A 24998-nucleotide genomic window follows, 5' to 3' on the forward strand; every position below is an offset into this window, starting at 1 on the left:
CCTCAGCCCCCGGGGATCTCCGACAGCTCCACCGGCCGGCGCTCCCGGCGCGAGACCTCGCACGCCTCCGCGATCCGCAGGGCGTGCAGGGCCTCCCGGCCGTCGCACGGATTGGCCGCCTCGCCCCGCACCAGCCGGACGAAGGCGTCGAGTTCGGCCTCGTACGCCGGGGCGAAGCGCTCCAGGAACCCCGGCCAGGGCTTGGCGGGGGCGGTGGGGCCCTGCGGCTCGGCGGAGGTGAGCGGAGTGCGGTCGTCCAGGCCGACCGCGATCTGGTCCCGCTCACCGGCGAGCTCCATCCGTACGTCGTACCCGGCGCCGTTGCAGCGGGTCGCCGTCGCCGTGACGAGCGTGCCGTCGTCGAGGGTGAGCAGCGCGGCCGCGGTGTCCACGTCGTCGGCCTCGCGGAACATGGGAAGGCCGCCGTCCGAGCCGGTGGCGTACACCCGCGTCACCTCACGGCCCGTCACCCAGCGCACCATGTCGAAGTCATGGATCAGGCAGTCCCGGTACAGCCCGCCGGAGAGCGGCAGATAGGCCGCGGGCGGCGGCGCCGGATCCGAGGTCACCGTCCGGACGGTGTGCAGCCGGCCCAGCGCCCCGCCGCGCACGGCGGCGCGCGCCGCCGTGTACCCCGCGTCGAACCGGCGCATGAACCCCAGCTGGAGCACGCTCCCCGCCTCCCGCGTCTCGCGCAGCGCGTCCAGCGTGCCCGCCAGGTCGAGGGCGACGGGCTTCTCGCAGAACGCGGGCAGTCCGGCCCGCGCGGCCCGGCCGATCAGCTCGGCGTGCGCGGCGGTGGCGGAGGCGATCACCACGGCGTCCACGCCCGCGCCGAACACCTCCTCGGCGGAGCCGGCGGCGCCCGCCCCGGTCCGGTGCGCGACCTCGGCCGCGCGGGCGGGGTCGGTGTCCGTCACCACCAGGGTGTCCACCGAGGGATGGCGGGACAGCACGCCCGCGTGGAAGGAGCCGATCCGGCCGGTGCCGATGAGTCCGATGCGCATGGACCCAACGTGCCGGTCACCGGCAAGGCTGTCAACTATATGTCCTGACAAAGTCGGTTCTATGTCCGAATGCGGCCCGTTGCCGAGGCCGGGAAATCCCGCACCCACCCGCCGGCCCCCGCGCCGCTCCTTCGATTTCCGTCTCCCCGCACGGTGACAGCGCCCCGCGACTTCCGTACGGTGTCGGAGGCTTTCCCGGCTTCTCGTACGGTGACGACGGCGGCACGCGGCCGCCCCGGCCCGACACACGCGCCACGCCCTGCCGGGCGACGGCGTCGACGGCTCGGGGATACTTGCCCAGCCGGACCGGGACCGTACGGGCCCCGGCCCCACCAGCAGCACAACGAGCAGCACGAGAAGGGCACGGAGTCGTGGCAAGGGTTCGGACAGGGGTACGTGCGATGGGTGCCGTGCTTGCGGCGGTGCTCGGGGCCTCCCTCATGGGATGCAGCAGCACCGGCGGCAAGCGGGCGGAGGACCGGGCGGCGCAGGCCGCCGCCGAGGGCCGGTCCGCGGTGAACACGCCCCGCTGGACCTTCGCCATGGTCACCCACTCGGGCGACGGCGACACCTTCTGGGACATCGTCCAGAAGGGCGCCAAGATGGCGGCGGGCAAGGACAACATCAACTTCCTGTACTCGCACAACGACGAGGCGCAGCAGCAGGCCCAGCTCGTCCAGGCCGCCATCGACAAGAAGGTCGACGGGCTGATCGTCACGCTCGCCAAGCCCGACGCCATGAAGGACGTCGTCGCCAAGGCCACCCGGGCCGGCATCCCGGTGATCACGGTGAACTCGGGCTCCGCGGAGTCCAAGCAGTACGGCGCGCTCACCCACATCGGCCAGGACGAGTCCATCGCCGGCGAGGCCGTCGGCGACGAGCTCAACGAGCGCGGCCGCAAGAAGGCCCTGTGCATCCTGCACGAACAGGGCAACGTCGGCCATGAGCAGCGCTGCGCCGGAGCGAAGAAGACCTTCGACGGCCAGATGCAGAACCTGTACGTCGAGGGCACCAACATGCCGGACGTCCAGGCCTCCATCGAGGCGAAGCTCCAGGCCGACAAGGACATCGACGCGGTCGTCACCCTCGGCGCCCCGTTCGCCGACGCCGCCGTCAAGGCGAAGCAGACCGCGGGCAGCAAGGCCGAGATCGACACCTTCGACCTGAACGCCAAGGTCGCCGCCGAGCTCAAGGCCAAGACCCTCGGCTTCGCCGTCGACCAGCAGCCCTACCTCCAGGGGTACGAGGCCGTCGACCTGCTCTGGCTCTACCGCTACAACCGCAACGTCCTCGGCGGCGGCCGGCCGGTCCTCACCGGCCCGCAGATCATCACCTCCAAGGACGCCGCCCAGCTCGCCGAGTACGCCGACCGGGGAACCCGATGACCGCGGCACCCGGGCAGCCCGCCCCCGCCGGGGCCGACGAGCGGCTGCTGCGCACCTCACCGCTGCGCAAGCTCCTCGGCCGCCCCGAGCTCGGGTCTGTCGTCGGCGCCCTGGCCGTCTTCCTCTTCTTCGCGGTCGTCGCCGACAGCTTCCTGCGCGCCACCAGCTTCGGCACGGTGCTCTACGCGGCCTCCACCATCGGGATCATGGCGGCGCCGGTCGCGCTGCTGATGATCGGCGGCGAGTTCGACCTCTCCGCCGGTGTGATGGTCACCAGCTCGGCGCTGGTCTCGTCGATGTTCAGCTACCAGATGACGGCCAACGTCTGGGTCGGCGTCTTCGTGTCGCTGCTGGTCACCCTGGCCTTCGGCGCGTTCAACGGCTTCATGCTGACGCGTACGAAACTGCCCAGCTTCATCATCACGCTCGGCACCTTCCTGATGCTGACCGGGCTGAACCTCGGCTTCACCAAGCTGATCAGCGGAACCGTGTCGACGAAGACCATCGGCAACATGGAGGGCTTCGACTCGGCCCGCAAGCTCTTCGCCTCGCACTGGACCGTCGGCGGCGTCGAGCTCAAGGTGACCATCCTGTGGTGGGCCGTCCTCGTCGCGATCGCGACCTGGATCCTGCTCCGCACCCGCTTCGGCAACTGGATCTACGCCGTCGGCGGCGGCGCCGACGCGGCCCGCGCGGTCGGCGTCCCGGTGATCCGCACGAAGATCGGGCTCTACCTCGGGGTGGCCTTCGCCGCCTGGGTCTCCGGGCAGCACCTGCTGTTCAGCTACGACGTGGTCCAGTCCGGCGAGGGCGTCGGCAACGAACTGATCTACATCATCGCGGCCGTCATCGGCGGCTGCCTGATCACCGGGGGCTACGGCTCCGCGATCGGCTCGGCGATCGGCGCCGTCATCTTCGGCATGACCAGCAAGGGCATCGTGTACGCGGAGTGGAACCCGGACTGGTTCAAATTCTTCCTCGGAGCGATGCTGCTCCTGGCCACCCTGCTCAACGCATGGGTACGCAAGCGCGCGGAGGCGACGAAATGACGGCCCCCCAGGCAGCGAACGGGCCGGCGGACACCGACCGGCGGGCGCTGGTCGAGCTCGACCACGTCAGCAAGTTCTACGGCAACATCAAGGCACTCCAGGACGTGTCGCTGGAGGTGCGGGCGGGCGAGATCTCCTGCGTCCTCGGCGACAACGGCGCCGGCAAGTCCACCCTCATCAAGATCATCTCTGGGCTGCACCGGCACGACGCCGGAACCTTCCTCGTCGACGGCGAGGAGACCACGCTCGCCAACCCGCGCGACGCCCTGGACCGGGGCATCGCCACGGTCTACCAGGACCTCGCCGTCGTCCCCCTGATGCCGGTCTGGCGGAACTTCTTCCTCGGCTCCGAGCCGACGACCGGCGCGGGCCCCTTCAAGCGCCTCGACGTCCGGCTGATGCGCGAGACGACCCGCTCCGCGCTGCTGCGGATGGGGATCGACCTGCGCGACGTCGACCAGCCCATCGGCACCCTGTCCGGTGGCGAGCGCCAGTGCGTGGCCATCGCGCGGGCCGTCCACTTCGGCGCCAAGGTGCTCGTCCTGGACGAGCCGACCGCGGCGCTCGGCGTCAAGCAGTCCGGCGTCGTCCTCAAGTACGTCGCGGCCGCCAGGGACGCGGGACTGGGCGTGGTCCTCATCACGCACAACCCGCACCACGCGTACCTCGTCGGTGACCGCTTCGTGCTGCTCAAGCGGGGTGCCATGGCCGGCAGCCACACCAGGGGCGACATCACGCTCGACGAGCTCACCCGCCAGATGGCGGGCGGCAGCGAGCTGGAGGAGCTCAGCCACGAGCTGGAGCGCACCCCCGGCCCGGACCTGCGCGGCGGGGGCCCGGTGGAGGGCGACACCGCGTAGCTCCGCCGCCCGGTCACCCAGTCCGGCGGCCCCGCCCGCCCGGCAATGGCAGAATCGGGGCCGACGGGCGCCGTCCGCCGCCGGGATCACCTCGAACCCGGCCACTCCAGACCCCCCAGGGACGATGAGCACGTACCGCGACTTCACACACCGCGGCTCCGCCCGCGCCACCGTCCTGCGGACCGTCGGCACCCGGGAGCGGCGCTCGCACCTCACCGCGCCGCGGGTCCCCACCGTCGGCATCGACATCGGGGGGACGAAGGTGATGGCCGGCGTCGTCGACGCCGACGGCAACATCCTGGAGACCCTGCGCACCGAGACGCCGGACAAGTCCAAGAGCCCCAAGGTCGTCGAGGACACCATCGTCGAGCTGGTCCTGGACCTCTCCGACCGGCACGACGTGCACGCGGTGGGCATCGGCGCGGCCGGCTGGGTCGACGCGGACCGCTCCAAGGTGCTGTTCGCCCCACACCTCGCCTGGCGCGACGAACCCCTGCGCGACGCCATCGCCTCCCGGCTGGTCGTCCCGGTCATGGTCGACAACGACGCCAACACCGCCGCCTGGGCCGAATGGCGCTTCGGCGCGGGCCGTGGCGAGGACCACCTCGTCATGATCACCCTCGGTACGGGCATCGGCGGCGCGATCCTGGAGGACGGTCAGGTCAAGCGCGGCAAGTACGGCGTCGCGGGTGAGTTCGGCCACATGCAGGTGGTGCCCGGCGGCCACCGCTGTCCCTGCGGCAACCGCGGCTGCTGGGAGCAGTACAGCTCCGGGAACGCGCTCGTCCGGGAGGCCAGGGAACTGGCCGCGGCGGACTCCCCGGTGGCCCACGGCCTCATCGAGCGGGTCAACGGCAACATCCCCGACATCACCGGACCGCTCATCACCGAACTGGCCCGCGAGGGCGATGCGATGTGCATCGAGCTCCTCCAGGACATCGGCCAGTGGCTCGGCGTCGGCATCGCGAATCTGGCCGCCGCGCTCGACCCCTCCTGCTTCGTCATCGGAGGCGGTGTCAGTGCCGCCGACGACCTGCTGATCGGACCGGCCAGGGACGCCTTCAAACGCCACCTCACCGGCCGCGGCTACCGCCCCGAGGCGCGGATCGCGAAGGCGCAGCTCGGCCCGGAGGCGGGTATGGTCGGCGCCGCCGACCTCGCCAGACTGGTGGCCCGCAGGTTCCGCCGTACCAACCGCCGCCGCGTCGAGCGGTACGAGCGGTACGCGCAGATCTACGACCAGGCGGCGAGCACCATCCGTAATACGCGCAACACCCGCACTTCCTAGGGACTCCCACACCCATGACCGCAGCCGAGCACCCCGTCGTGCCGCGTCAGTCCCCGCCGCCCGAGCCGGGCGACGGACGGCCGCCGCAGGACCGGCGCAGAACGATCCGCCGGCGCCTGATCACGGCGACCATCATCGTGCTGCTCATCGGCATCCCGGCCGGATATCTGCTGATCTCCGCGGGACAGAGCCGCCGCTCCGGCCAGGACAAGGCGGCCGAGGCCTCGGCACAGGGGCTCCGCGAGGGCTGGCCGTCCCGGATGCTCCGCCGGATCTTCGAGGTACCGATCCCCGGCGACGCCGTGGAGGTCCAGTACTACGAGACCAACAACTGGAAGGCGAGCCGGATGTACGTGCAGTTCCGCACCACGTCCAACGGCCTCGACCGCTTCCTGACCCGGGTCGGCACCGGCCGCGCCGCCCTGACCGCGGGCGAGGTCACCGTCGGCGACCGCGAGACGAAGGTCGCGGGCTGGTACTTCGGCGACGGCGTCGCCTGGGCGGGGACCACCCACACCAACCCGGACCCGCGCCCCACCCAGGACATCACCGTCGACATGACCGATCCGATGTCCCCCGTCGTGTACGTCGTGTCCGCGGCCACCCCGTGACCTCGCGCACACTGCGGCGAATGGAGTAATCGGGGGGTCCGTTCGGTGCCTTCCCCGTCCGGGACCGACGTGCCTGACCGTGGCGGTCCGGTGTCCGGGTCATGGTGGTTCCGCCCGCACCATTCGTGACGTATCGCAGAGGGAGTGCCCATGCTTCGAGGTATTGCAATCACCCTGGCCACGGTTGCCGCAGCAGGTTTCGTCGCCGCCGCACCGGCCGCAGCCCACGACGGTGGCGGGGAGGCCGGCAAGGTCCTCGCGGGCTACCAGCAGATCGACGCCTCGCGCTCGAACGCGGAGTTCCTCAACCTCGGCGGCCCGTACGGCATCACGTACGCCAAGGAGAACAAGCAGCACTTCCAGGACGAGAAGGGCTTCCTCTACGCCGAGTACATGCACCGCTGATCCTCTCGCGCCACACGGGGCCCGTCCCACCAAGGGGCGGGCCCTCGCCCGTTCCCCGCTGACCCATCGGCCGATTGCCCCGCACCCGGTCGCGGCGACTGGCCGGCATGGTGTGCTGCGGCCGGTGCCGCCGTGCGTAACGCCCCGGCGTGTGCCGCCCGTGACCCGCGCCGTCGTGCGCTTTGATCTGCGGGGAAGGCACGCGGTGCGGACCGATCCGGCCGGGCAACGTGCGACACCGCCCGGATATCAGTCCGCCAAGGGGGCGCTCGGCATGATCAAGGAAGACTCCGGCACCCTCCACTGGTTGTTCGGCGATCAGCTCGGGCCGCATTTCGTCGACCCGGCGCGGGGCGGCCCGCACCGGGACGCGCCACTGCTGATGATCGAGTCCCGGAGCGTCTTCCGCCGGAGGCGCTTCCATCGAGCCAAGGCGCACCTGGTCCTTTCCGCGATGCGCCACCGGGCCGCCGAGCTCGGTGACCGAGTGCGGTACGTCAAGGCGGACACGTACCGGCAGGGACTGCGTGAGGCGGTGGGGGACGCCCGGGTGACCGTCCACCACCCCACCTCCCGTGCGGCCCACGCCTTCGTGCGGGCGTTGCCCTCCGTGCGGGTCCTGCCGGCACGGGGCTTCCTCGTGAGCCACGACGAGTTCAGGATCTGGGCGGACGGCCGCGGCACGAAACACCTCCGCCAGGAGGACTTCTACCGATGGGTCCGGCAGGAGCACGATCTGCTGATGGAGGGCGACCGGCCCGCCGGCGACCGATGGAACCTGGACCACGACAACCGGCAGCCCCCGCCTCGCGGCGTCACCGGCCTGGGCGTTCCGGCACCCTACCGGCCCCTCGAGAGCGAGATCGACGACGAGGTGCGGTCCGACCTCGACCGGTGGTCGCGCGACGGGGACGTGGAGTTCGTCGGCGATGACGCACCCCGCGGGTTCCCGGCCACGCGCCGGGAGGCACTCGCCGGCCTCCGCCGTTTCGTGGAGCACCGGCTCGCCACGTTCGGGGCGTACGAGGACGCGGTGCTGTCCGGGGACCCGACGATGAGCCACAGCCTGCTGTCCACGTCGCTCAACCTCGGGCTGCTGGACCCCGCCGAATGCGTCGAGCGGGCGGAGGCCGGATGGCGGTCGGGCGACGTGCCCCTCAACAGCGCCGAAGGGTTCGTGCGGCAGATCGCCGGGTGGCGCGAGTTCGTCTGGCACGTCTACTGGTACTTCGACGAGGAGTACCGCGTGAGCAACGTCCTGCGTCACCACGAGCCGCTGCCCGACTGGTTCACGGAACTGTCCCCGGCCGGGACCGGGGCGAACTGTCTCTCCCACGTCCTGGAACAAGTCAGGGTGACAGGCTGGACACACCACATTCCCCGCCTGATGATCCTGGGCAGTTTCGCCCTCCAGCGAGGCTGGGACCCCCGGGCCGTCACCGACTGGTTCCATCGCGGCTTCGTCGATGGCTACGACTGGGTCATGGTCCCGAACGTGGTGGGCATGTCGCAGTACGCTGACGGGGGCCGCATGACCACCAAGCCCTATACGTCTGCGGGTGCCTACATCAACCGGATGAGCGACCTCTGCGGCCCCTGCCGGTACAAACCGTCCGTACGGGTCGGCGAGGAGGCCTGCCCCTTCACCGCCGGCTACTGGAATCTCCTGCACCGCCACCGTGACCGGTTCGAACGCAACGCGCGGATGACCCGGGCGGTGCGAGGGCTGGACAGGCTCCGTGATCTCGACGACCTGCTGGACCAGGAACGGGACCGCCGCGACTGACACCCCTCAGCACCACCGACCCCACCACACGCACCTGCGCCGCCCGCGCACGAGCACCGGCCGCGGCCCTCAGGGAGGAAAGACACGTGGATCAGCCGCCGGCCGACCCCGCCCGGGGTGAGCCCGAGCAGCAGGCGCTGTTCGGATGGCCGGGCACGGATCCGCGGCCGGGCGCGTCCCCGGCGTTCCGGGACACCCCGGAGGCGCGCCGGATGCTCGACGTGCGGGAGGTCTACGCCGAGCCGGCGGCGCTGGACTCGCCGCGAGGCCGGCAGATCATGTCCCGGGTGCCGGGAGCGCGCGTGACCGAGGTCGCGAGTCACTGGCGTATCCCTTCCCTGCACGGCAACGACGGCAACATCTCCCGATGGGTCCGCATCAAGACAGAAACGCTCGTCCTCGGGGTGAAGCACACGCTCCGGACCCGCCCCAACGGCAGGTCGGCCGACTGGATCGCCCCCGGCCCCTCCAACGGGTGCGCGATGGCCTGCGCCTACTGCTACGTCCCCCGGCGCAAGGGCTACGCCAACCCCATCACGCTGTTCACCAACATCGAGGCGATCGTGGCCCACCTCCGCCGCCACGTACGGGCCCAGGGCCCGAAGACGGAACCCAACCAGTGCGACCCCGAGGCGTGGGTCTACGACATCGGCGAGAACGGTGACTGCTCCGTCGACGCGTTGGTCAGTGACAACACGGCCGATCTCATTGCCGCGTTTCGCGGCCTGCCGACGGCGAAGGCCTCCTTCGCGACGAAGTTCGTCAATCCTGACCTGCTGGCACTCGATCCCCAGGGGCGTACCAGGGTGCGCTTCTCCCTCATGCCACCCGAAGACGCCCGGCTGCTGGACATCCGGACCAGCCCGGTCGGCGAGCGCATCGCGGCGGCTGCCGACTTCCTCGATGCCGGCTACGAGGTCCACCTCAACCTCTCGCCCGTCGTCCTGCGACCTGGATGGCAGCGCGACTGGGCCGGCCTGCTCACTCACCTCGACGACGTCCTGCCCGCCCGCGTGAAGCGGCAGGCGGCGGCCGAGATCATCATGCTGACCCACAACGAGGCGCTCCACGAGGTCAACCTGGGCTGGCACCCCCGCGCCGAGGAGGTGCTGTGGCAGCCGGCCGCCCAGGAGACCAAACGCTCGCAGAACGGAGCACTCAATGTCCGTTACTCCCTGGAGATCAAGCGGCGGTCACTGGCACGGCTCCAGCAGCTCCTGGCCGCGCACGCACCGTGGCTGCGCATCAGGTACGCCTTCTGAGGACGGGCCACCAGGAACGCCACGGGGCCTGGAGCCGTCATCCGGTCAGGGCCCACGGGATGATCGCTGCCGGATGTGGAGGATCTACGGCCGGCTGCGGACATGTGGGGAGGTCTGGCGAGTGCCCCGGCCCCCGCTCACGCGGAGAATGTGAGATGTGGGAGCGTGGGCGGGTGAGTGAGAAGAAGGTTGAAACCCTGCAATACCGCTTTGACGGGCCGGAAGACGCCCCGGTCCTCGTGATCGGCCCCTCCCTCGGTACGTCATGGCACATGTGGGACCGGCAGATATCCGAGCTCATCCAGCACTGGAGAGTCTTCCGTTTCGACCTCCCCGGCCACGGCGGCGCACCCGCCCACCCGGCCACCGCCGTCGGCGAACTCGCCGACCGGCTGCTCGCCACCCTCGACGGCCTCGGCGTCCAGCGCTTCGGCTACGCGGGCTGCTCCATGGGCGGTGCGATCGGCGCCGATCTCGCGCTGCGCCATCCGCACCGGGTCGCCTCGCTGGCCCTGGTGGCCTCCTCGGCCCGGTTCGGGAGCGCCGACGAATTCCGGCAGCGCGGGGTGATCGTGCGCACCAACGGGCTGGAGCCGATGGCCCGCACCGCTCCGGAGCGCTGGTTCACCCCGGGGTTCGCCGCCGCCCAGCCCGCCATCGTCGAGTGGGCCGTCCAGATGGTCCGCACCACCGACCCCGGCTGCTACATCGCCGCCTGCGAAGCCCTCGCCGCCTTCGACATCCGTACGGCACTGGGCCGGATCGGTGTCCCCACGCTCGTCCTGGTCGGTGCCGAGGACCAGGTCACCGGCCCCGGCGACGCCCGCACCCTGGTCGCGGGCATACCCGACGCCCGGCTGGCCCTCGTTCCCGGCGCCTCCCACCTGGCCCCGGTCGAACAGCCCGGAGCCGTCACCGACCTCCTGCTCACCCACTTCTCCGCCGCGTGGCAGGACACCCAGGCGGCCATCCCGGCGCCCACCTTCGCCCCCCAGCTCTCCGCCCCCGTACTGCCCGTCGCGGAGATCACCGCGGCCACCGTGCGGCCCCCGGACCCCTCGCAGGGGCGCACCGATGTGTACCCGGAGGGCATGCGGATCCGCCGCGAAGTGCTCGGGGACGCCCATGTGGACGGCGTCATGGCCCGCTCCGACGACTTCACCGACGACTTCCAGGAGCTGGTCACCCGGTACGCCTGGGGCGAGGTGTGGAGCCGCGAGGGGCTGGACCGTCGCACGCGCAGTACCGTCACGCTCACCGCGCTGGTCGCCTCCGGACATCTGGAGGGTCTGGCCGCGCACGTCCGCGCGGCCCTGCGCAACGGCCTCACCCCGGCCGAGATCCGGGAGGTCCTGCTCCAGACGGCCGTGTACTGCGGCATTCCGGCGGCAGGCGCCGCCTTCACGATCGCGCAGTCGGTGATTCAGGCCGAAACGACACCGCCCGCGTAGCAGGATGGGGCACATGAACGCTGTGAATCCCGAGCCGTTCGCGCTCACGCTGACCAAGAAGACCCACTCCTGCATCCGTCTGGAGAAGGCCGGGCGCACGCTCGTCATCGACCCGGGCGGCTTCTCGGAGCAGGACGCCGCGGTCGGTGCCGAGGCGATCCTGGTGACGCACGAGCACCCCGACCACTTCAACGAGGAGCGGCTGCGGGCCGGCCTGGAGTCCCATCCGGCCGCCGAGATCTGGACCCTGCGCAGCGTGGCCGGACAGCTCGCCGCGGCGTTCCCGGGACGTGTCCACACCGTCGGGCACGGCGACACCTTCACGGCCGCCGGGTTCGACGTCCAGGTGCACGGCGAACTCCACGCGGTGATCCACCCGGACATCCCGCGGATCACCAACATCGGCTTCCTGGTGGACGACTCGCTCTTCCACCCGGGCGACGCGCTCACGGTGCCCGACCGCCCGGTCGACACCCTGATGCTCCCGGTGATGGCTCCGTGGAACAAGATCTCCGAGGTCATCGACTACGTCCGCGAGATCAAGCCGCGCCGCGCCATCGACATCCACGACGCACTGCTCACCGATCTCGCCCGCCCGATCTACGACACCCAGATCGGCGGCCTCGGCGGCACCGACCACGGCCGGCTGACACCGGGGGACTCGACGGCCCTGTGAGGGACGGCGCCCCGACGGCTGTCAGTGGCAGCCGCTAGGTTTACGTACATGCGCATCGCCACCTGGAACGTCAACTCGATCACCGCCCGACTGCCGAGGCTGCTCGCCTGGCTGGAGAGCACCGGCACGGACGTGCTGTGCGTCCAGGAGACCAAGTGCACCGCCGAGCAGTTCCCGGCGGAGGCGCTCCGCGAGCTCGGCTACGAGTCCGCGGTCAATGCCACCGGCCGGTGGAACGGGGTGGCGATCATCTCCCGGGCCGGACTGTCGGATGTCGTGACGGGGCTGCCCGGCGGCCCCGAGTACGACGCCGTGCAGGAGCCCCGCGCGATCAGTGCCACCTGCGGCCCCGTCCGCCTCTGGTCGGTGTACGTGCCCAACGGCCGCGAGGTCGAGCACGAGCACTACGCGTACAAGCTGCGCTGGTTCGAGGCGCTGCGGACGGCGGTCGCTGCGGACGCCGCGGGGGCGCTGCCGTTCGCGGTCATCGGCGACTTCAACGTGGCCCCGACCGACGAGGACGTGTGGGACCCGGCCCTCTTCGAGGGCGCCACCCACGTCACGCCCGCCGAGCGGGCCGCCCTCGCGGCGCTGCGCGAGGAGGGCCTCGCCGACGTCATGCCGCGCCCCCTGAAGTACGACCGCCCGTACACCTTCTGGGACTACCGCGAGCTGCGCTTCCCGAAGAACAAGGGCATGCGCATCGACCTCGTCTACGGCAACGCCCCGTTCACCGCGGCCGTCAAGGACAGCTACGTGGACCGCGAGGAGCGCAAGGGCAAGGGCGCGTCCGACCACGCCCCGGTGGTCGTCGACCTCGACCTCTGAGCACGGGCGGTGCTCAGGTGCCCGCCCCGGGTGCCTGAGCCCGCACGGCCTCCATCACCTGGCCCTTCGACGGGTTGACCATGGCCTTCCCACCCACGGTGACCGTCGGCACGGTCTCGTTCCCGTCCGCCACGGAGCGGACGAACGCGGCGGCCTCGGGGTCCCGCCGGATGTTGACCTCGGTGTACTCCAGCTTCGAGAACCGGAGCCGCAGCCGGAGGTTCACGCAGTACGGGCAGCCGGGCCGCCAGTAGACGACGACCCCTGCTCGGTCCTCAGCCACTCGAACTCCCCTGTTCGTATGTGTGTGCGTCCGCGCCAGATCCTAGTGCCGGTACGGGGGCCGGGAGGCAGGCCCGCGCGGCTGCGGCGGTGCCGAGCGCCAGGACCATCAGCAGCGCGCTCACCCACAGCGGTGCCCGGAAGCCGAACCCCGCACCGATCGCCAGCCCGCCGATCCAGGGGCCGAGCGCGCCGCCCACATTGAACGACGCGGTGGCGAACGAGCCCGACAGGGTCGGCGCACCGTCCGCCAGGCGGAACACGTGCGAGATCAGGGCGGTGCCCGTGCCGAACGCCAGCATCCCCTGGACGAGGACGAGCACGAACACCGCCACGGGGCTCCCCGCCGTCCACGCGAACAGCGCCCAGCCGGCGGCGAGCGACACCAGACCGGCAGCGGTCAGCGCGACCGGCCGGGAGTCGATGATCCGGCCGCAGACGGTGACCCCGATGAACGAGCCGACCCCGAACAGGGCGAGCAGGGCGGGCACCCACGCGGAGCCGAACCCGGTGACCTGGGTGGCGATCGGTTCGAGATACGAGAACGCGCAGAAGGTCGCGCCCTGCACGAGCGCGCTCGTCAGCAGCGTCAGTTGCAGCCCGCGCCCCGCCAGGCTCCGCAGTTCGGCGCGTGCGCTCGGCAGGGCGGACGGGGGCCGCCCCGCCGGAATCGCCGCCGCGATCACGGCGATCGCCGGCAGCGAGACGAGGGCGACGGCCCAGAAGGCCGCCCGCCACCCCCACTGGCCGCCCAGCCACGCCCCGGCGGGGACACCCGCCACACAGGCGACGGTGACACCCCCGACCACCACGGAGGTCGCGCGGGCCCGCGCCCCCGGCCCGGCCAGGGCGACCGCGGTCACCAGGGCGACCGCCCAGAAGCCGGCGTTCGCCAGCGCCGCGACGACCCGCGTCGCGAGCAGCAGGCCGTAGCTGGAGGTGACCGCGCCGACGACATGGACGGCCGCGAAGACACCGAGGAAGAACAACAGGGCCCGCCGGCGGGGCCAGTTGCGCCCCAGGAGCGCCATCAGCGGCGCCCCGATCACGATGCCGACGGCGAACGCGGAGGTCAGCAGGGCCGCGGCGGGGATGGAGACGTGCAGGTCCTCGGAGATGCCCGACAGCAGGCCGGACAGCATGAACTCGGAAGTGCCCTGGGCGAAGACGGCGAGCCCGAGCGCGTATACGGAAAATGGCATGAAGGAACCCCATGGACGGCTGATGGACAGAACCGGTTGGGGATGCGGGCCGCGCCCGCTCGCGTCGGCGAGCGGCGGCACGGCGGAACGGTCACCGCGATCGTGGCCGTGACACGGCACATAGGCGGAGCCGTGACTGCCGGGGGATTCTCACCCCGGTGTGTGTACGCCGAAGCGCAACCCGCAACCGCGTGGGTCCGGGGTGGCTGCCGTGCGTGACCGGGGCGGACGGGGTCCGGCCGGTCCGGAAGCCACCGGGGGACCGGTGGCTAGCTTCTGTCCGACTCGGGGCTGCACATGATCGTGAAGCTACCAGTGCGCGGCGGTATGCCACCACCCCTTTTCCGGGCCCGCCCCCGGAGCCGCCGGACGGGTCCGGGTGAACACGCGAGGTACGTCAGGTGTTCAGCGCTCGAACGACAGACCGCGCGTCCTGTGGTGCGGATGCGGGCCGGGATGCGACCCTGAGCGGTATGAACATCCCTTTCTTGGACAACTGGCGTAAGCGTCACGACGGTACGCGGGAGGCGGGGCTCGCCGCCGCCGTCGACGCCGACCCGGAAGGCGTGGCCCAGTTGCTCGCCGAATGTGACCTGCTCCGCGTCCGGGCCGGGGAGCGGGGGCTCGAACTCGACGACAGCCCGGTCTCGTTGGCGGCACTGGACCAGCTGCCGCCGCGCTGGCGCGACGACCCGGAGGAGCTGCCCTGGCTGGGCAATGACGCGGGGCTCTACCTGGGCACGGTCCTGGTGCGCAACGTTCCCGGCGCGCTCTGGCACATCTGGCCGAGCGGCCGGCCCGTGGTGCGGCTCGCCTCCGGACGCGAGATCGATGTGGTCGAGGCCGGCCTGAGCTGGGCGATGTCGGGCAGCCCGGAGCTGTCCCAGCTCTACTCGGAGTCGGCCGAGGGCTGAGCCGGCCGGGCGGGTCGGGGCGGTCCCCGCGGCGCTTCCGCGCTGCGGCGCGATAAAACGCCTTATGCCCCATTTACGCGTGTCGGGTGTGAAGTCCCTTGCCGGGATGGATAGTTTGCGCTGACCTCGACCAAGCGATAAGTGGGTAGGGCAGCGTATGGCCGTCGATCCGTTGATCGAGCTGCGTGACGTCAATAAGTTCTACGGAAAGTTGCACGTACTGCAGGACATCAATCTCACCGTCGGCCGCGGGGAGGTGGTGGTGGTCATCGGCCCCTCCGGCTCGGGCAAGTCCACCCTCTGCCGGACCATCAACCGGCTCGAAACGATCGAGTCGGGCCACATCACGCTCGACGGCAGGCCCCTTCCCGAGGAGGGCAAGGGGCTCGCCCAGCTGAGAGCCGAAGTCGGCATGGTCTTCCAGTCGTTCAACCTGTTCGCGCACAAGACCGTGCTGGCGAACGTCTCGCTCGCCCAGCTCAAGGTCCGCAAGCGGAGGAAGGACGAGGCCGACCGGCGCTCCCGCGAACTGCTGGAGCGGGTGGGACTCGCCTCACAGGCCGACAAGTTCCCCGCCCAGCTCTCCGGCGGCCAGCAGCAGCGCGTGGCCATCGCCCGTGCCCTCGCCATGGACCCCAAGGCGCTCCTCTTCGACGAGCCCACCTCGGCGCTCGACCCGGAGATGATCAACGAGGTGCTTGAAGTGATGCAGCAGCTCGCCCGGGAGGGCATGACGATGGTCGTCGTCACGCACGAGATGGGCTTCGCCCGGTCCGCCGCCAACCGGGTCGTCTTCATGGCCGACGGCCGCATCGTCGAGGACCGCGTCCCGGAGGACTTCTTCACCGCGCCGGAGAGCGACCGCGCCAAGGACTTCCTGTCCAAGATCCTCAAGCACTGACGGGGGGCCCTGTGTTGCGTACGAGAAAAGTACTGGCCGCCTGTGCCGCCCTTCTGCTGGCCGTCCTCGCCGCCGGCTGCGGGAAGGACGGCAGCCCGCCGGTGAAGGGGCCGAAGGCCGGGGCGCTGCCCGTCTACCGGGTCGACACCGGCTTCCGGCTGCCCGCCTCCAGCACCTGGACGCAGGCGAAGAAGCGCGGATACTTGCGGGTGGGCGCCAAGGAGGACCAGCCCTATCTGGGCGAGAAGGACCCGGCCACCGGCGTCTACTCCGGATTCGACATCGAGATCGCCCGGATGATGTCGGCCGCGCTGGGCTTCGACCCGAAGACGATCCGGTTCAAGACGATCGCCTCGGCCAACCGCGAGACGGCGCTGCAGAACGGGCAGATCGACTACTACGTCGGCACCTACACGATCAACGACATGCGCAAGAAGCTCGTCGGGTTCGCCGGCCCCTACTACATGGCCGGGCAGGGGCTGCTGGTCCGCACGGACGAGAACGACATCCACGGCCCGCAGGACCTGGCGGGCAAGACGGTCTGCTCGGCGGCGGGCTCGACCCCGTACCAGCGGATCGCCGCCGACTACCCCAAGGCCCACCTGGTCTCCTACGACACCTACTCCATCTGCGTCGACAACCTGCTGACCTACCAGGTCGACGTCGTCACCACGGACGACGCGATCCTGCTGGGCTTCGCGGCCAAGGCGCCCGACGAGATGAAGGTGGTCGGCAAGCCGTTCTCCGAGGAGCCGTACGGCATCGGCGTCCCGCGCGCCGACAACGCCCTGCGGTTCGCCCTGGACGACGCGCTGGAGGCCAACGAGAAGAACGGCAACTGGAAGAAGGCCTTCGAGGCCACGCTCGGCCTCTCCGGGGCGCCCGCCCCCAAGCCGCCGCCCATTGACCGCTACCCGGCGACCTGAGAGGACGACCAGAACCATGGACGTACTCACCGAGAACTTCTCGCTCTACGGCAAGGGCTTCCTCGGAACCCTCGAACTCACCGTCTACGCCTCGATCCTGGCGATGGTCCTCGGCTTCGTGATGGCCTCCTGCCGGGTGGCGCCCGTCGGCTCGTTCCGGGTGCTCGGCACGGTCTGGGTCACGGTGCTGCGCAACACCCCGCTGACCCTGCTCTTCTTCGCCGTACTGCTCGGCCTGCCACGCTTCGGCCTCGTGCTGCCCTTCAAGGTCTTCGCGGTCCTCGCACTCGGCTGCTACACCTCCGCGTTCATCTGCGAGGTGCTGCGCTCCGGCATCAACACCGTGCCCAAGGGTCAGGGCGAAGCCGCCCGCAGTCTCGGGATGACGTTCGGGCAGACACTCGGCAACGTGGTGCTCCCGCAGGCGTTCCGCTCGGTGATCCCGCCGATCGGCTCGACGCTCATCGCGCTGGCCAAGAACTCGGCGATCGCCGGGGCGTTCAGCGTCACCGAACTGCTCGGCACCTACAAGACCCTCAACGAGCTGGGATTCAGCATCATCTGGACCTTCGTCTGGATCGCCGTCGGCTACCTGATCATCACGCTGTCGATCAGCGCGGTGTTCAACGTGATGGAGAAGCGCTGGGGAGTCGCCCGATGACCGCCCACCCCGTACCCGCCGCCACCGCCCTCTACGACATCCCCGGACCGCTGACCCGCAGACGGCACCTCGTCTACGGAATCGTCTCGACGGTCCTGATCCTCGCCCTGGTCGGCTGGGTCATCTACCTGCTCTTCGACACCGACCAGTTCACCAGCGCCAAATGGTCGCCCTTCGAGTACAAGGGCATCCAGGAACTGCTGCTGCGCGGCCTCGGCAACACCCTCAAGGCGTTCGCGTACGCCGCGGTGCTCTCGCTGCTCCTCGGGGCCGTCCTCGCCGTCGGGCGGCTCTCCGACCACCGGCCGGTCCGCTGGATCGCCACGGTCCTCGTCGAGTTCTTCCGCGCCATGCCCGTACTGGTGATGATCTTCTTCATCTTCGTCGCGCTGAAGGTGCAGCCGCTGCCGGCCCTGGTCGCCGGGCTGACGCTGTACAACGGCTCGGTGCTCGCCGAGGTGTTCCGTACCGGCATCAACTCGGTGGAACGCGGCCAGCACGAGGCGGCGTTCGCCCTGGGCCTGCGCAAGACGCAGGTCACGACGTTCGTCCTGGCCCCGCAGGCGGTGCGCGCGATGCTGCCCACCATCATCAGCCAGCTGGTGGTGGCGCTGAAGGACACGTCACTCGGCTATCTGATCACGTATGAGGAATTCCTCCATGCCGGGAAGCTCATCGCCTCCAACCTCGACTACGATCTTCCCTTCATCCCCGTAGTGATGGTGATCTCGCCGATCTACATCGGGATGTGCATGCTGCTCTCCTGGTTCGCCACCTGGGTGGCCAGGCGGCAGCGGCGCAATCCGAGGACGGAGGCGGTGGACGTCGCACCGGCCGGCCCAGGAACGCTCCTGCCGGGAGCGCAGTAGCCGGGAACCGCCGAGAGGCGGTACCCGGGAGCGGTGCCCGCCCGGCAGCAGCCGGTGATCACTTCTCGTGCAACGGCACGGACCGCACGACGGTCCGCGCCGGCGAGGGGAAGGTCAGCTGTGAGCCGGCCGGGCTGTGCTCGGTGCGCAAACGGGCCGACGGTGTCGGCCATCAGGGCACGTCGGTGACCGGCCGGGACACCGTGGGGACCGGAGGAAGATCTCCGGGCCCACGGGGAACGGCCGGCCCGGCGTCCGCCCGGAACGCACCGCCGGTCCACAACCCCGCGTGCACACCGGTGAGAAGCCGGGTTCCCCGCGTCCGATATCCTCCTCCCTCGATCCCGACGACCGCCCCCTCGCACGGCAACGCCGCGAGCCGGCACCGGCGAGCAGGTCGTGGAGACCTCGGAGAGTGGGAGACATCGGTGCGCGGAGCAGCCTGCGACACCCCGTACCGGACGTTCCGGGCCGGCCCGGCGCGCCGGTGACCGCCGCGGACGCGACCACCGGGGTCGCCGCGCAGAAGGACGAGCAGCCGGGCACGGGCTCGGTGCTGCGCAGCGGCGCCGTCATGGCCGCCGGGTCCGTCGTCTCGCGGGCCACGGGATTCATACGCTCGGCGGTCGTCGTCGCCGCACTCGGCACCGGACTGCGGGCCGACGGCTACACGGTCGCCAACACCCTGCCCAACATCCTCTACATGCTGCTGATCGGCGGCGCCCTGAACGCCGTCTTCGTCCCCGAGCTCGTCCGGGTCGCCAAGGAACACACCGACGGCGGGGCCGCCTACACCGACCGGCTCCTCACCCTCTGCACGGCCGGGCTCCTCGCCCTCACCGCGCTCGCCGTCGCAGGCGCCCCGCTGATCATCTCCCTGTACGCCCCCACCTACGACGGGGACCAGGCCGAACTCACCATCGCCCTGGCCCGCTACTGCCTGCCCCAGATCCTCTTCTACGGGCTCTTCACCCTCCTCGGACAGGTACTCAACGCCCGCAACAGGTTCGGGGCGATGATGTGGACCCCGGTCCTCAACAACATCGTGATCATCGCGGTGTTCGGGCTCTACCTCTGGACCGCGGCGGGCTCGGACGGCAGCCTGACCCCCGCACAGGCCCAGTTCCTCGGCTGGGGGACCACGGCCGGGATCGCCGCGCAGACCCTGGCACTCGTACCCGCCCTGCGCGCCGCGAAGTTCCGCTGGCGGCCGCGGTTCGACTGGCGCGGCAGCGGTCTCACCCGGCCGCTGCGCGCGGCCGGCTGGCTCGTCATGCTCGTGCTGACCAACCAGGCCGCCTACTGGGTGGTGACCCGGCTCTCCACCGCGACCGGCCAGCACGCCGCGGACCAGGGCGTGGCGGGCGGCGCGGGCTACACCGCGTACAGCTACGCCTTCCAGCTGTGGGTGGTGCCGCAGGGCATCGTGACCGTCAGCCTCGTCACGGCGCTGATGCCGCGGATGAGCAGGGCGGCGGCCGAGGGCGACCTCGCCGGGGTGCGCCGGGACGTCTCGTACGCGCTGCGGACCTCGGCCGCGGTGGTGGTCCCGGCCGCCGCCGCGCTGCTCGCGCTCGCGCCGTGGCTGATGGGAGCGGTCTTCGGCCACGGACAGACCGGCCCCGCGGACATCACCGTGATGGCGGGCATGATGGCGGCCTTCGCACCGGGGCTCATCGCCTACTCCGGGCAGTACGTGCTCTCCCGCGGGTTCTACGCGATGAGCGACACCCGGACGCCGTTCTGCCTGAACCTGGTCATCGCGGCACTCAACGCCGGTCTCTCGGTCGCCGCGTATCTGCTGCTGCCCGCGCGCTGGGCGGTCACGGGGATGGCCGGGGCGTACTCCGTCGCGCTGTTCGCCGGCTTCGCCGTCACCGCGTACGTACTGCACCGAAGGGTCTCCGGGAGCGGCGCGGAACGCCCCTCGCTGGTGCGCTCGCCCGGAGTGCGGGCGCACGCACGGCTGGTGGCCGCCTGCGTGCCCGCGGGGCTGCTGGCGTACGCGGCGGCCCGCGCCGTCGACACGGAGGGCTCCGGGTTCGGGGACTTCGGCGCGGCGGGCGCGGGGGTGGCGGTCCTCGCCCTGGTGGTGGCGGTGCTGGCCCGTCCGCTGCGGCTGACCGAGGTCAGCACCGCGCTGGCGGCCGCCCGGAGCCGGCTGCGGCGGAGCTGAGACTCGCCCGCCGACAGGTCCGCGCGGCCGTCGCCGTTGTCATCACCGGTGGCGAAGACGCGGTGGGGCAGCTCGATCGCTAACGGGTTCGTCACCACCGGCCGGAGGCCGGCGTCATGCCGTGGCACGGCTGTGCCCCGCACGCGTCAGGACCGCGCTCGCGACCACCTCGAAGAGATGTCCGGCGCGTGGCGCGAGCGAGGGCTGATCGCCGAGCCAGGCGAGCATGGCGATCAACGCGAACACATCGGCGCCGTCGATATCGTTCCGCGCCGCACCCGCGGCCTGGGCGCGGGCGAGGAGCCGCGCACCGGCCGCACGCAGGATGACGCACGACGCGTGGAGTGCGGACTCGGTGTCCTCGATGGCGGCTGCCATCAGCACGGTCACCCCCCGGTACTCGGTCGTCCACGCGACGCAGTCGCGCAGCCACGTGGTGAGGGCGTCTTCGGGTGAGCTCGATGCCTCGAGCTCACCCGCCTGCGCCGTCAGTTCGTCGAAGCTCGTGCGGAGCAGGGCGTCGAGCAGCGCCTCGCGCGTCGGGAAGTGCCGCAGCAGCGTCGCGAGCCCGACATCGGCCCGGCGCGCGATGTCGCGCAGCGACACATCGACGCCCTGCTCGCTGATGGCGGTGCCCGCCACCGCGAGCAGGTGGTCGCGGTTCTTCCTGGCGTCGGCTCGCATCTGCTCCCCTTGACTATTCGGATCAGTGGTCCATATATTCGTACCAGTGATCCACTTATCCGGATCGCTGATCCGAATGAGCTTATCCCGCAGCGCGGTCAGGAGAAAACGATGCCGACACACACGATGAGGGCAGTCCGGCTCCACGAGCACGGAGGTCCCGAAGTCCTGCGCTACGAGGAGGTGCCGATCCCCGAGGCGGGGCCGGGCGAGGTGCTCGTGCGCGTTCACGCCGTCGGCGTCAATCCCCCCGATTGGTACCTGCGCGACGGCATGTCCAACCTGCCTCCGGAGACGAGGCCGAAGTTCGACCTGCCCGTGGTTCCGGGGACGGACCTGTCGGGTGTCGTCGAGGCCGTCGCCGCGGACGTGGACGGCTTCTCCGTCGGCGACGAGGTCTTCGGTCTCCTCCGCTTCCCCAGCTTCGACGGCAGCACCTATGCCGAGTACGTGGCCGCGCCCGCCTCGGACCTCGCACTCAAGCCGGCCGGAATCGATCACGTGCACGCCGCCGGGGCTCCCATGGCCGGGCTCACCGCGTGGCAGTTCCTGATCGAGCTCGGACACGACCACCCGTCGCCCTTCCAGGCGGCGCGGCACCGCCCGGTGCCGCTCGACGCCGACGTGACGGTGCTCGTCAACGGCGCCGCGGGCGGGGTGGGGCACTTCGCGCTACAGCTGGCGAAGTGGAAGGGCGCACATGTCATCGCGGTGGCATCGGGCGCACACGAAGGGTTCCTCCGCGAGCTCGGCGCCGACCGGTTCATCGACTACACCAAGAGTCGTCCCGAGGAACTCGTGCACGGCGTCGACCTCGTTCTCGACGCCGTCGGCGGCCCCCGGAGCAAGCGCTTCTTGCGTACGCTCAAGCGCGGCGGTTCCCAGTTCCCCGTGTTCTTCGGCGAGTTCGACGAAGAGGAGACCGCGAGGCTGGGCGTCACGGTCACGGGCACCCAGGTCCGCTCGAACGGCGCGCAGCTCGCCGAACTGGGACGCCTGCTCGACACGGGCACGGTCCGTGTCGCGATCGACAGCACGTTCACGCTCGCGGACGCCCGAGCGGCGCACGAACGCGCCGCCCAAGGCCACATCCAGGGCAAGATCGTACTCACGGTCGCTTAGGAACGAGTCGTCTCACCAACGCTTCCGGCTCTTCTGGAACACGCGGAACGGCCCTATGGGAAGGGGGTGTTGGGTCTACCTCCGTGGTGGCACTGGGCCGCTGGCGGGCCGAGTGGGCCTTTCATGGCGTCGTTCTCATGACGAATGCGACGAACGGAGAACGAACAGGTGCCACCCGGCGGACAGCATTGCGTGGGCTGGGGCTCGCGGTGGGCGGCGTGGCGCCGGCCACCGGGCTGGGAACCTCGCCGGCCGCGGCGGACCCGCGTCGCGGGCCCACCACCTACATGCTGGTGCACGGTACCCACAGCGCCGGAGCGTTCTGGATGCCGATCGCGCGTGAGCTGACGCTGCGCGGCCACCGCGTCGCCATGGTGGACCAGCCGCGGCACGGCGCGGAGGCCTTCGTGCCGGAGTCGTATCAGCGGCAGGACCTCAAAGCGATGGCGGCCGAGGCCTCCCCGCTGAAGGGCCTCGGGCTGGAGGACTACGAGGCGCGCGTCACGGGCGTCGTGCGGCGGGCGGCGCGGAACGGCCCGGTGGTGCTCGTCGGGCACAGCCTGGGTGGCGTATCGGTCAGCCGTGTCGGCGAGGCGGTCCCGCATCTGCTTCACCACATCTGCTACATGGCGGCCTTCTGTCCCAGCCGTGTCCTGCCCACAGCGGACGCCTGCACGGCGGCACCCGAGAACGCCGACGCCGTCAGCCCGGTCGAGCTGACGGTGGGGGACCCGGACCGGCTCGGTGTACTACGACTGAACTTCCGGACAGGTGACAGCCGGGCGCTGGCCCTCCTGAAGGAGATGATCTGCGCGGACTACCCCGACGCCGAGTTCCGCCGGACGCTGGCCGGCATGCAGACCGACGAGCCCGTCGCCGCCTATGCGGGCCGAGCGGTCGGCCGGGCCGGTGGCTGGGGGCGTATTCCCCGCACCTATCTGCGTTTCGGCCGGGACCGGACGATCGCCACCGCACTCCAGGACAGAATGATCGCGGAAGCCGACGCGTTCACGCCCGGCAACAGGTTCCGCGTCCACGATTTTCCCCTGGCGTCACACGTCGGCCCGCTGGATCCCGTCCCGGTCGCGGAAATCCTGTACACGCTCGCCGGGTAGGGGGACAGAGCGCTCGAAGACGTCGCGGGCCGGGAGTGTCTCTGCCCGGGAGCGCCGGAAGCCGGACAGGCCGTGGACAACCGGCCGGGGCTGTGGTCAGCCAGGCGTGAGGTGTGGGGTCAGGCCGGCTTCCTCCGGGCCGTCACCCACGCGGCGAAGTCCTCGATGCCGTCGATGAGCGCCTCGAACCGGAAGGAGTGGAAGAGGTCGAAGGCATGGTGTCCGCCGGGCAGTTCGACGTACGCGACCGGTGAGGTGGAGACGGAGCGCAGAGCGGTGACGAGGGCCCGGGGGTTCTCGGTGTCCACCAGCTCGTCCAGGTCGCCGTGCGCGATGAGGAACGGTGGTGCGTCCGCCCGGACGAGGTTCACCGGCGAGGTCGCCGGGTCTCCGTCGAAGTACTCCGCGAGAAAGCCGTTGAGTGCGATGGCGCCGGACACAGAGGTGTCCGCTTCCTCGAACCCGGGCTGGTAGGCCGGATCATCGGAGGTGAGTGCGGCCTGCGCCGCCATGTGCCCACCCGCGGAGCTCCCCGACACGAACACGGCCGCCTGGGGCGCCGCGCCGTACTCCGCCGCGTGTTCGCGCGCCCAGGCGATGACCTTCTTCGCGTCGATCAGATGGGCGGGATGCGGGAAGTCGGGCCGCAGCCGGTAGTTGGCGCTGATGCAGACCCAGCCCTGGCCGGCGAGCCGGTAGAGCAGGGGCAGCGACTGGGTGTTCTTCCGGCCCTGGTCGTAGTGGCCGCCATGGAAGTGGATCAGCACCGAGCCGCCCTCGGGGCGCGAGCGGTGGTGGTAGACGTCGAGGAGGTTGCGGCGGCCTCCGTCCCCGTAGCTGAGGTTGCCCACCCGCTTGACGTCACTGCGGCGGCGGAAGACGGGCCTGAGCAGGATGCGTGCCAGCGGCGGCCGGCGGCGTCTGCCCGTACCGGCGCCGAACGCGTCGTCGAGGGCGACCCGCACCACGGACGCCGTCCGCACCCCGCGCAGGGTGACCACCACGAGACCGGCGGCCGCGACCGCCGCCACCCCTACGTTCACCCGGTCGGCGGTCGTGGCGATGTCGCCCTCCGAGAAGGCCAGCGCCGTCGACGCCACCAGCGCGTAGAGAGCGACGTGCGGGATCTCGTTGAAGACCAGGCCGAGCCGGTAGCTGAAGTAGAAGAGCGGCTGCGGCCCGCGTATGCGGACCAGGCAGAACACCACGATCAGCACGGCCAACACCACGGTCACCAGATAGCCCACAGCCACCACGACACCCCGTTCGACACTCGACCCGACAGACTTCCTCCGTGGTACCACGGATGGGATGACACGGCAGGGTGAAGTGCCCTTTGAGCCAGTGCACTTGAGGTGGTTCGTCCAGATGGCAGGGGAAGCGCCACGATGGTGACCCAGGGCAGGATCAGCACCCAAAGGGTGGGCCGACACCCGAATCCTTCGCACCTTACGGACGTCCGTGACGCCGGTGGGCGGCACTGACGCGGGTGGCTGTCACGACCGGCACGGTGTGGTCCATGTCGTCAGTCAGGGGCG

Annotated in this window: 24 protein-coding genes; 19 read left to right on the forward strand and 5 right to left on the reverse strand. The window is 70.8% G+C overall.

Features of this window, described 5'->3' with window-relative positions:
- Positions 1–2: 2 nt before the first annotated feature.
- Complete coding sequence (locus tag ACIO3R_RS19025; RefSeq protein WP_385030785.1) at positions 3–1007, reverse strand: Gfo/Idh/MocA family oxidoreductase; 1005 nt, start codon at positions 1005–1007, stop codon at positions 3–5.
- 401 nt (positions 1008–1408) lie between these two features.
- On the opposite strand from ACIO3R_RS19025, the gene ACIO3R_RS19030 reads away from it, so the two are divergent.
- The 11 genes from ACIO3R_RS19030 (at position 1409) to ACIO3R_RS19080 (ending at position 12608) form a co-directional block, all read left to right on the forward strand.
- A complete protein-coding gene (locus ACIO3R_RS19030; protein WP_385030788.1) occupies positions 1409–2392 on the forward strand; it encodes a sugar ABC transporter substrate-binding protein in 984 nt (327 codons plus the stop codon).
- Entirely contained in the window at positions 2389–3441 is a 1053-nt protein-coding gene (locus ACIO3R_RS19035) for an ABC transporter permease (protein WP_385030791.1), read from the forward strand. Before ACIO3R_RS19030 ends, ACIO3R_RS19035 begins: the two co-directional genes overlap by 4 nt.
- A complete protein-coding gene (locus ACIO3R_RS19040) occupies positions 3438–4301 on the forward strand; it encodes an ATP-binding cassette domain-containing protein (RefSeq protein WP_385030794.1) in 864 nt (287 codons plus the stop codon). The genes ACIO3R_RS19035 and ACIO3R_RS19040 overlap by 4 nt, the downstream gene beginning before the upstream one ends.
- Before the next feature lie 124 nt (positions 4302–4425).
- Entirely contained in the window at positions 4426–5589 is a 1164-nt protein-coding gene (locus ACIO3R_RS19045; RefSeq protein WP_363020824.1) for an ROK family glucokinase, read from the forward strand.
- A 14-nt stretch (positions 5590–5603) separates the two neighbouring features.
- A complete protein-coding gene (locus tag ACIO3R_RS19050) occupies positions 5604–6200 on the forward strand; it encodes a hypothetical protein (protein WP_385352076.1) in 597 nt (198 codons plus the stop codon).
- 150 nt (positions 6201–6350) lie between these two features.
- Entirely contained in the window at positions 6351–6605 is a 255-nt protein-coding gene (locus tag ACIO3R_RS19055) for a hypothetical protein (protein WP_385030801.1), read from the forward strand.
- Positions 6606–6879: 274 nt separating this feature from the next.
- The gene (locus ACIO3R_RS19060) at positions 6880–8391 is read left to right on the forward strand and encodes a cryptochrome/photolyase family protein (protein WP_385030804.1); all 1512 of its coding nucleotides are present in this window, start codon (positions 6880–6882) and stop codon (positions 8389–8391) included.
- Between the two features lie 86 nt (positions 8392–8477).
- A complete protein-coding gene (locus ACIO3R_RS19065; protein ID WP_402106934.1) occupies positions 8478–9653 on the forward strand; it encodes a spore photoproduct lyase family protein in 1176 nt (391 codons plus the stop codon).
- 155 nt (positions 9654–9808) lie between these two features.
- Positions 9809–11104, forward strand: a complete 1296-nt coding sequence (locus ACIO3R_RS19070) for an alpha/beta fold hydrolase (protein WP_385030810.1) — start codon at positions 9809–9811, stop codon at positions 11102–11104.
- A 22-nt stretch (positions 11105–11126) separates the two neighbouring features.
- Positions 11127–11780, forward strand: coding sequence for an MBL fold metallo-hydrolase (locus ACIO3R_RS19075; RefSeq protein ID WP_385030891.1), 654 nt, complete (start codon positions 11127–11129; stop codon positions 11778–11780).
- A 48-nt stretch (positions 11781–11828) separates the two neighbouring features.
- Complete coding sequence (locus tag ACIO3R_RS19080) at positions 11829–12608, forward strand: exodeoxyribonuclease III (protein ID WP_363020819.1); 780 nt, start codon at positions 11829–11831, stop codon at positions 12606–12608.
- 13 nt (positions 12609–12621) lie between these two features.
- Here the strand turns inward: ACIO3R_RS19080 and ACIO3R_RS19085 are convergent, their stop codons facing one another.
- Both ACIO3R_RS19085 and ACIO3R_RS19090 read right to left on the reverse strand, forming a co-directional pair.
- Entirely contained in the window at positions 12622–12891 is a 270-nt protein-coding gene (locus ACIO3R_RS19085; protein ID WP_385030813.1) for a glutaredoxin family protein, read from the reverse strand.
- Positions 12884–14092 carry a Cmx/CmrA family chloramphenicol efflux MFS transporter gene (locus ACIO3R_RS19090; protein WP_402106938.1) on the reverse strand — a complete coding sequence of 403 codons (1209 nt, stop codon included), beginning with the start codon at positions 14090–14092 and terminating at the stop codon, positions 12884–12886. Before ACIO3R_RS19090 ends, ACIO3R_RS19085 begins: the two co-directional genes overlap by 8 nt.
- A gap of 473 nt (positions 14093–14565) precedes the next feature.
- On the opposite strand from ACIO3R_RS19090, the gene ACIO3R_RS19095 reads away from it, so the two are divergent.
- The 6 genes from ACIO3R_RS19095 (at position 14566) to murJ (ending at position 20539) form a co-directional block, all read left to right on the forward strand.
- Positions 14566–15006, forward strand: coding sequence for a DUF6278 family protein (locus tag ACIO3R_RS19095; protein WP_363020816.1), 441 nt, complete (start codon positions 14566–14568; stop codon positions 15004–15006).
- 157 nt (positions 15007–15163) lie between these two features.
- Positions 15164–15907 (forward strand): amino acid ABC transporter ATP-binding protein, encoded by a 744-nt coding sequence (locus tag ACIO3R_RS19100; protein WP_385030820.1) that lies wholly within the window; start codon positions 15164–15166, stop codon positions 15905–15907.
- Between the two features lie 14 nt (positions 15908–15921).
- Entirely contained in the window at positions 15922–16833 is a 912-nt protein-coding gene (locus ACIO3R_RS19105) for a glutamate ABC transporter substrate-binding protein (protein ID WP_385030823.1), read from the forward strand.
- A 16-nt stretch (positions 16834–16849) separates the two neighbouring features.
- Entirely contained in the window at positions 16850–17494 is a 645-nt protein-coding gene (locus ACIO3R_RS19110) for an amino acid ABC transporter permease (RefSeq protein ID WP_363020813.1), read from the forward strand.
- Positions 17491–18363 carry an amino acid ABC transporter permease gene (locus ACIO3R_RS19115; protein ID WP_385030826.1) on the forward strand — a complete coding sequence of 291 codons (873 nt, stop codon included), beginning with the start codon at positions 17491–17493 and terminating at the stop codon, positions 18361–18363. The genes ACIO3R_RS19110 and ACIO3R_RS19115 overlap by 4 nt, the downstream gene beginning before the upstream one ends.
- 487 nt (positions 18364–18850) lie before the next feature.
- A complete protein-coding gene (gene murJ, locus ACIO3R_RS19120; protein WP_402107155.1) occupies positions 18851–20539 on the forward strand; it encodes a murein biosynthesis integral membrane protein MurJ in 1689 nt (562 codons plus the stop codon).
- Positions 20540–20653: 114 nt separating this feature from the next.
- Here the strand turns inward: murJ and ACIO3R_RS19125 are convergent, their stop codons facing one another.
- A complete protein-coding gene (locus ACIO3R_RS19125; RefSeq protein WP_385030829.1) occupies positions 20654–21223 on the reverse strand; it encodes a TetR/AcrR family transcriptional regulator in 570 nt (189 codons plus the stop codon).
- A gap of 111 nt (positions 21224–21334) precedes the next feature.
- Between ACIO3R_RS19125 and ACIO3R_RS19130 the strand changes: the two genes are divergently transcribed.
- The gene (locus ACIO3R_RS19130) at positions 21335–22345 is read left to right on the forward strand and encodes an NADP-dependent oxidoreductase (RefSeq protein ID WP_385030832.1); all 1011 of its coding nucleotides are present in this window, start codon (positions 21335–21337) and stop codon (positions 22343–22345) included.
- 287 nt (positions 22346–22632) lie between these two features.
- Positions 22633–23460, forward strand: coding sequence for an alpha/beta fold hydrolase (locus ACIO3R_RS19135; protein WP_402107158.1), 828 nt, complete (start codon positions 22633–22635; stop codon positions 23458–23460).
- 119 nt (positions 23461–23579) lie between these two features.
- On the opposite strand, the gene ACIO3R_RS19140 is transcribed toward ACIO3R_RS19135, so the two are convergent.
- Positions 23580–24713: an alpha/beta hydrolase gene (locus ACIO3R_RS19140; protein WP_402106947.1), complete on the reverse strand. Its 1134-nt coding sequence runs from the start codon at positions 24711–24713 to the stop codon at positions 23580–23582.
- Positions 24714–24998 lie beyond the last annotated feature (285 nt).

Source organism: Streptomyces sp. NPDC087428 (assembly GCF_044744085.1).
GTDB lineage: Bacteria > Actinomycetota > Actinomycetes > Streptomycetales > Streptomycetaceae > Streptomyces.

Excerpts from the sequence above, each read along its gene's own strand:
- ACIO3R_RS19025 (WP_385030785.1), bottom strand. The coding sequence starts at position 1,007 with ATGCGCATCGGACTCATCGGCACCGGCCGGATCGGCTCCTTCCACGCG.
- ACIO3R_RS19030 (WP_385030788.1), top strand. The coding sequence starts at position 1,409 with ATGGGTGCCGTGCTTGCGGCGGTGCTCGGGGCCTCCCTCATGGGATGC.
- ACIO3R_RS19035 (WP_385030791.1), top strand. The coding sequence starts at position 2,389 with ATGACCGCGGCACCCGGGCAGCCCGCCCCCGCCGGGGCCGACGAGCGG.
- ACIO3R_RS19040 (WP_385030794.1), top strand. The coding sequence starts at position 3,438 with ATGACGGCCCCCCAGGCAGCGAACGGGCCGGCGGACACCGACCGGCGG.
- ACIO3R_RS19045 (WP_363020824.1), top strand. The coding sequence starts at position 4,426 with ATGAGCACGTACCGCGACTTCACACACCGCGGCTCCGCCCGCGCCACC.
- ACIO3R_RS19050 (WP_385352076.1), top strand. The coding sequence starts at position 5,604 with ATGACCGCAGCCGAGCACCCCGTCGTGCCGCGTCAGTCCCCGCCGCCC.
- ACIO3R_RS19055 (WP_385030801.1), top strand. The coding sequence starts at position 6,351 with ATGCTTCGAGGTATTGCAATCACCCTGGCCACGGTTGCCGCAGCAGGT.
- ACIO3R_RS19060 (WP_385030804.1), top strand. The coding sequence starts at position 6,880 with ATGATCAAGGAAGACTCCGGCACCCTCCACTGGTTGTTCGGCGATCAG.
- ACIO3R_RS19070 (WP_385030810.1), top strand. The coding sequence starts at position 9,809 with ATGTGGGAGCGTGGGCGGGTGAGTGAGAAGAAGGTTGAAACCCTGCAA.
- ACIO3R_RS19080 (WP_363020819.1), top strand. The coding sequence starts at position 11,829 with ATGCGCATCGCCACCTGGAACGTCAACTCGATCACCGCCCGACTGCCG.
- ACIO3R_RS19090 (WP_402106938.1), bottom strand. The coding sequence starts at position 14,092 with ATGCCATTTTCCGTATACGCGCTCGGGCTCGCCGTCTTCGCCCAGGGC.
- ACIO3R_RS19095 (WP_363020816.1), top strand. The coding sequence starts at position 14,566 with ATGAACATCCCTTTCTTGGACAACTGGCGTAAGCGTCACGACGGTACG.
- ACIO3R_RS19100 (WP_385030820.1), top strand. The coding sequence starts at position 15,164 with ATGGCCGTCGATCCGTTGATCGAGCTGCGTGACGTCAATAAGTTCTAC.
- ACIO3R_RS19110 (WP_363020813.1), top strand. The coding sequence starts at position 16,850 with ATGGACGTACTCACCGAGAACTTCTCGCTCTACGGCAAGGGCTTCCTC.
- ACIO3R_RS19115 (WP_385030826.1), top strand. The coding sequence starts at position 17,491 with ATGACCGCCCACCCCGTACCCGCCGCCACCGCCCTCTACGACATCCCC.
- ACIO3R_RS19125 (WP_385030829.1), bottom strand. The coding sequence starts at position 21,223 with ATGCGAGCCGACGCCAGGAAGAACCGCGACCACCTGCTCGCGGTGGCG.
- ACIO3R_RS19130 (WP_385030832.1), top strand. The coding sequence starts at position 21,335 with ATGCCGACACACACGATGAGGGCAGTCCGGCTCCACGAGCACGGAGGT.
- ACIO3R_RS19135 (WP_402107158.1), top strand. The coding sequence starts at position 22,633 with ATGCTGGTGCACGGTACCCACAGCGCCGGAGCGTTCTGGATGCCGATC.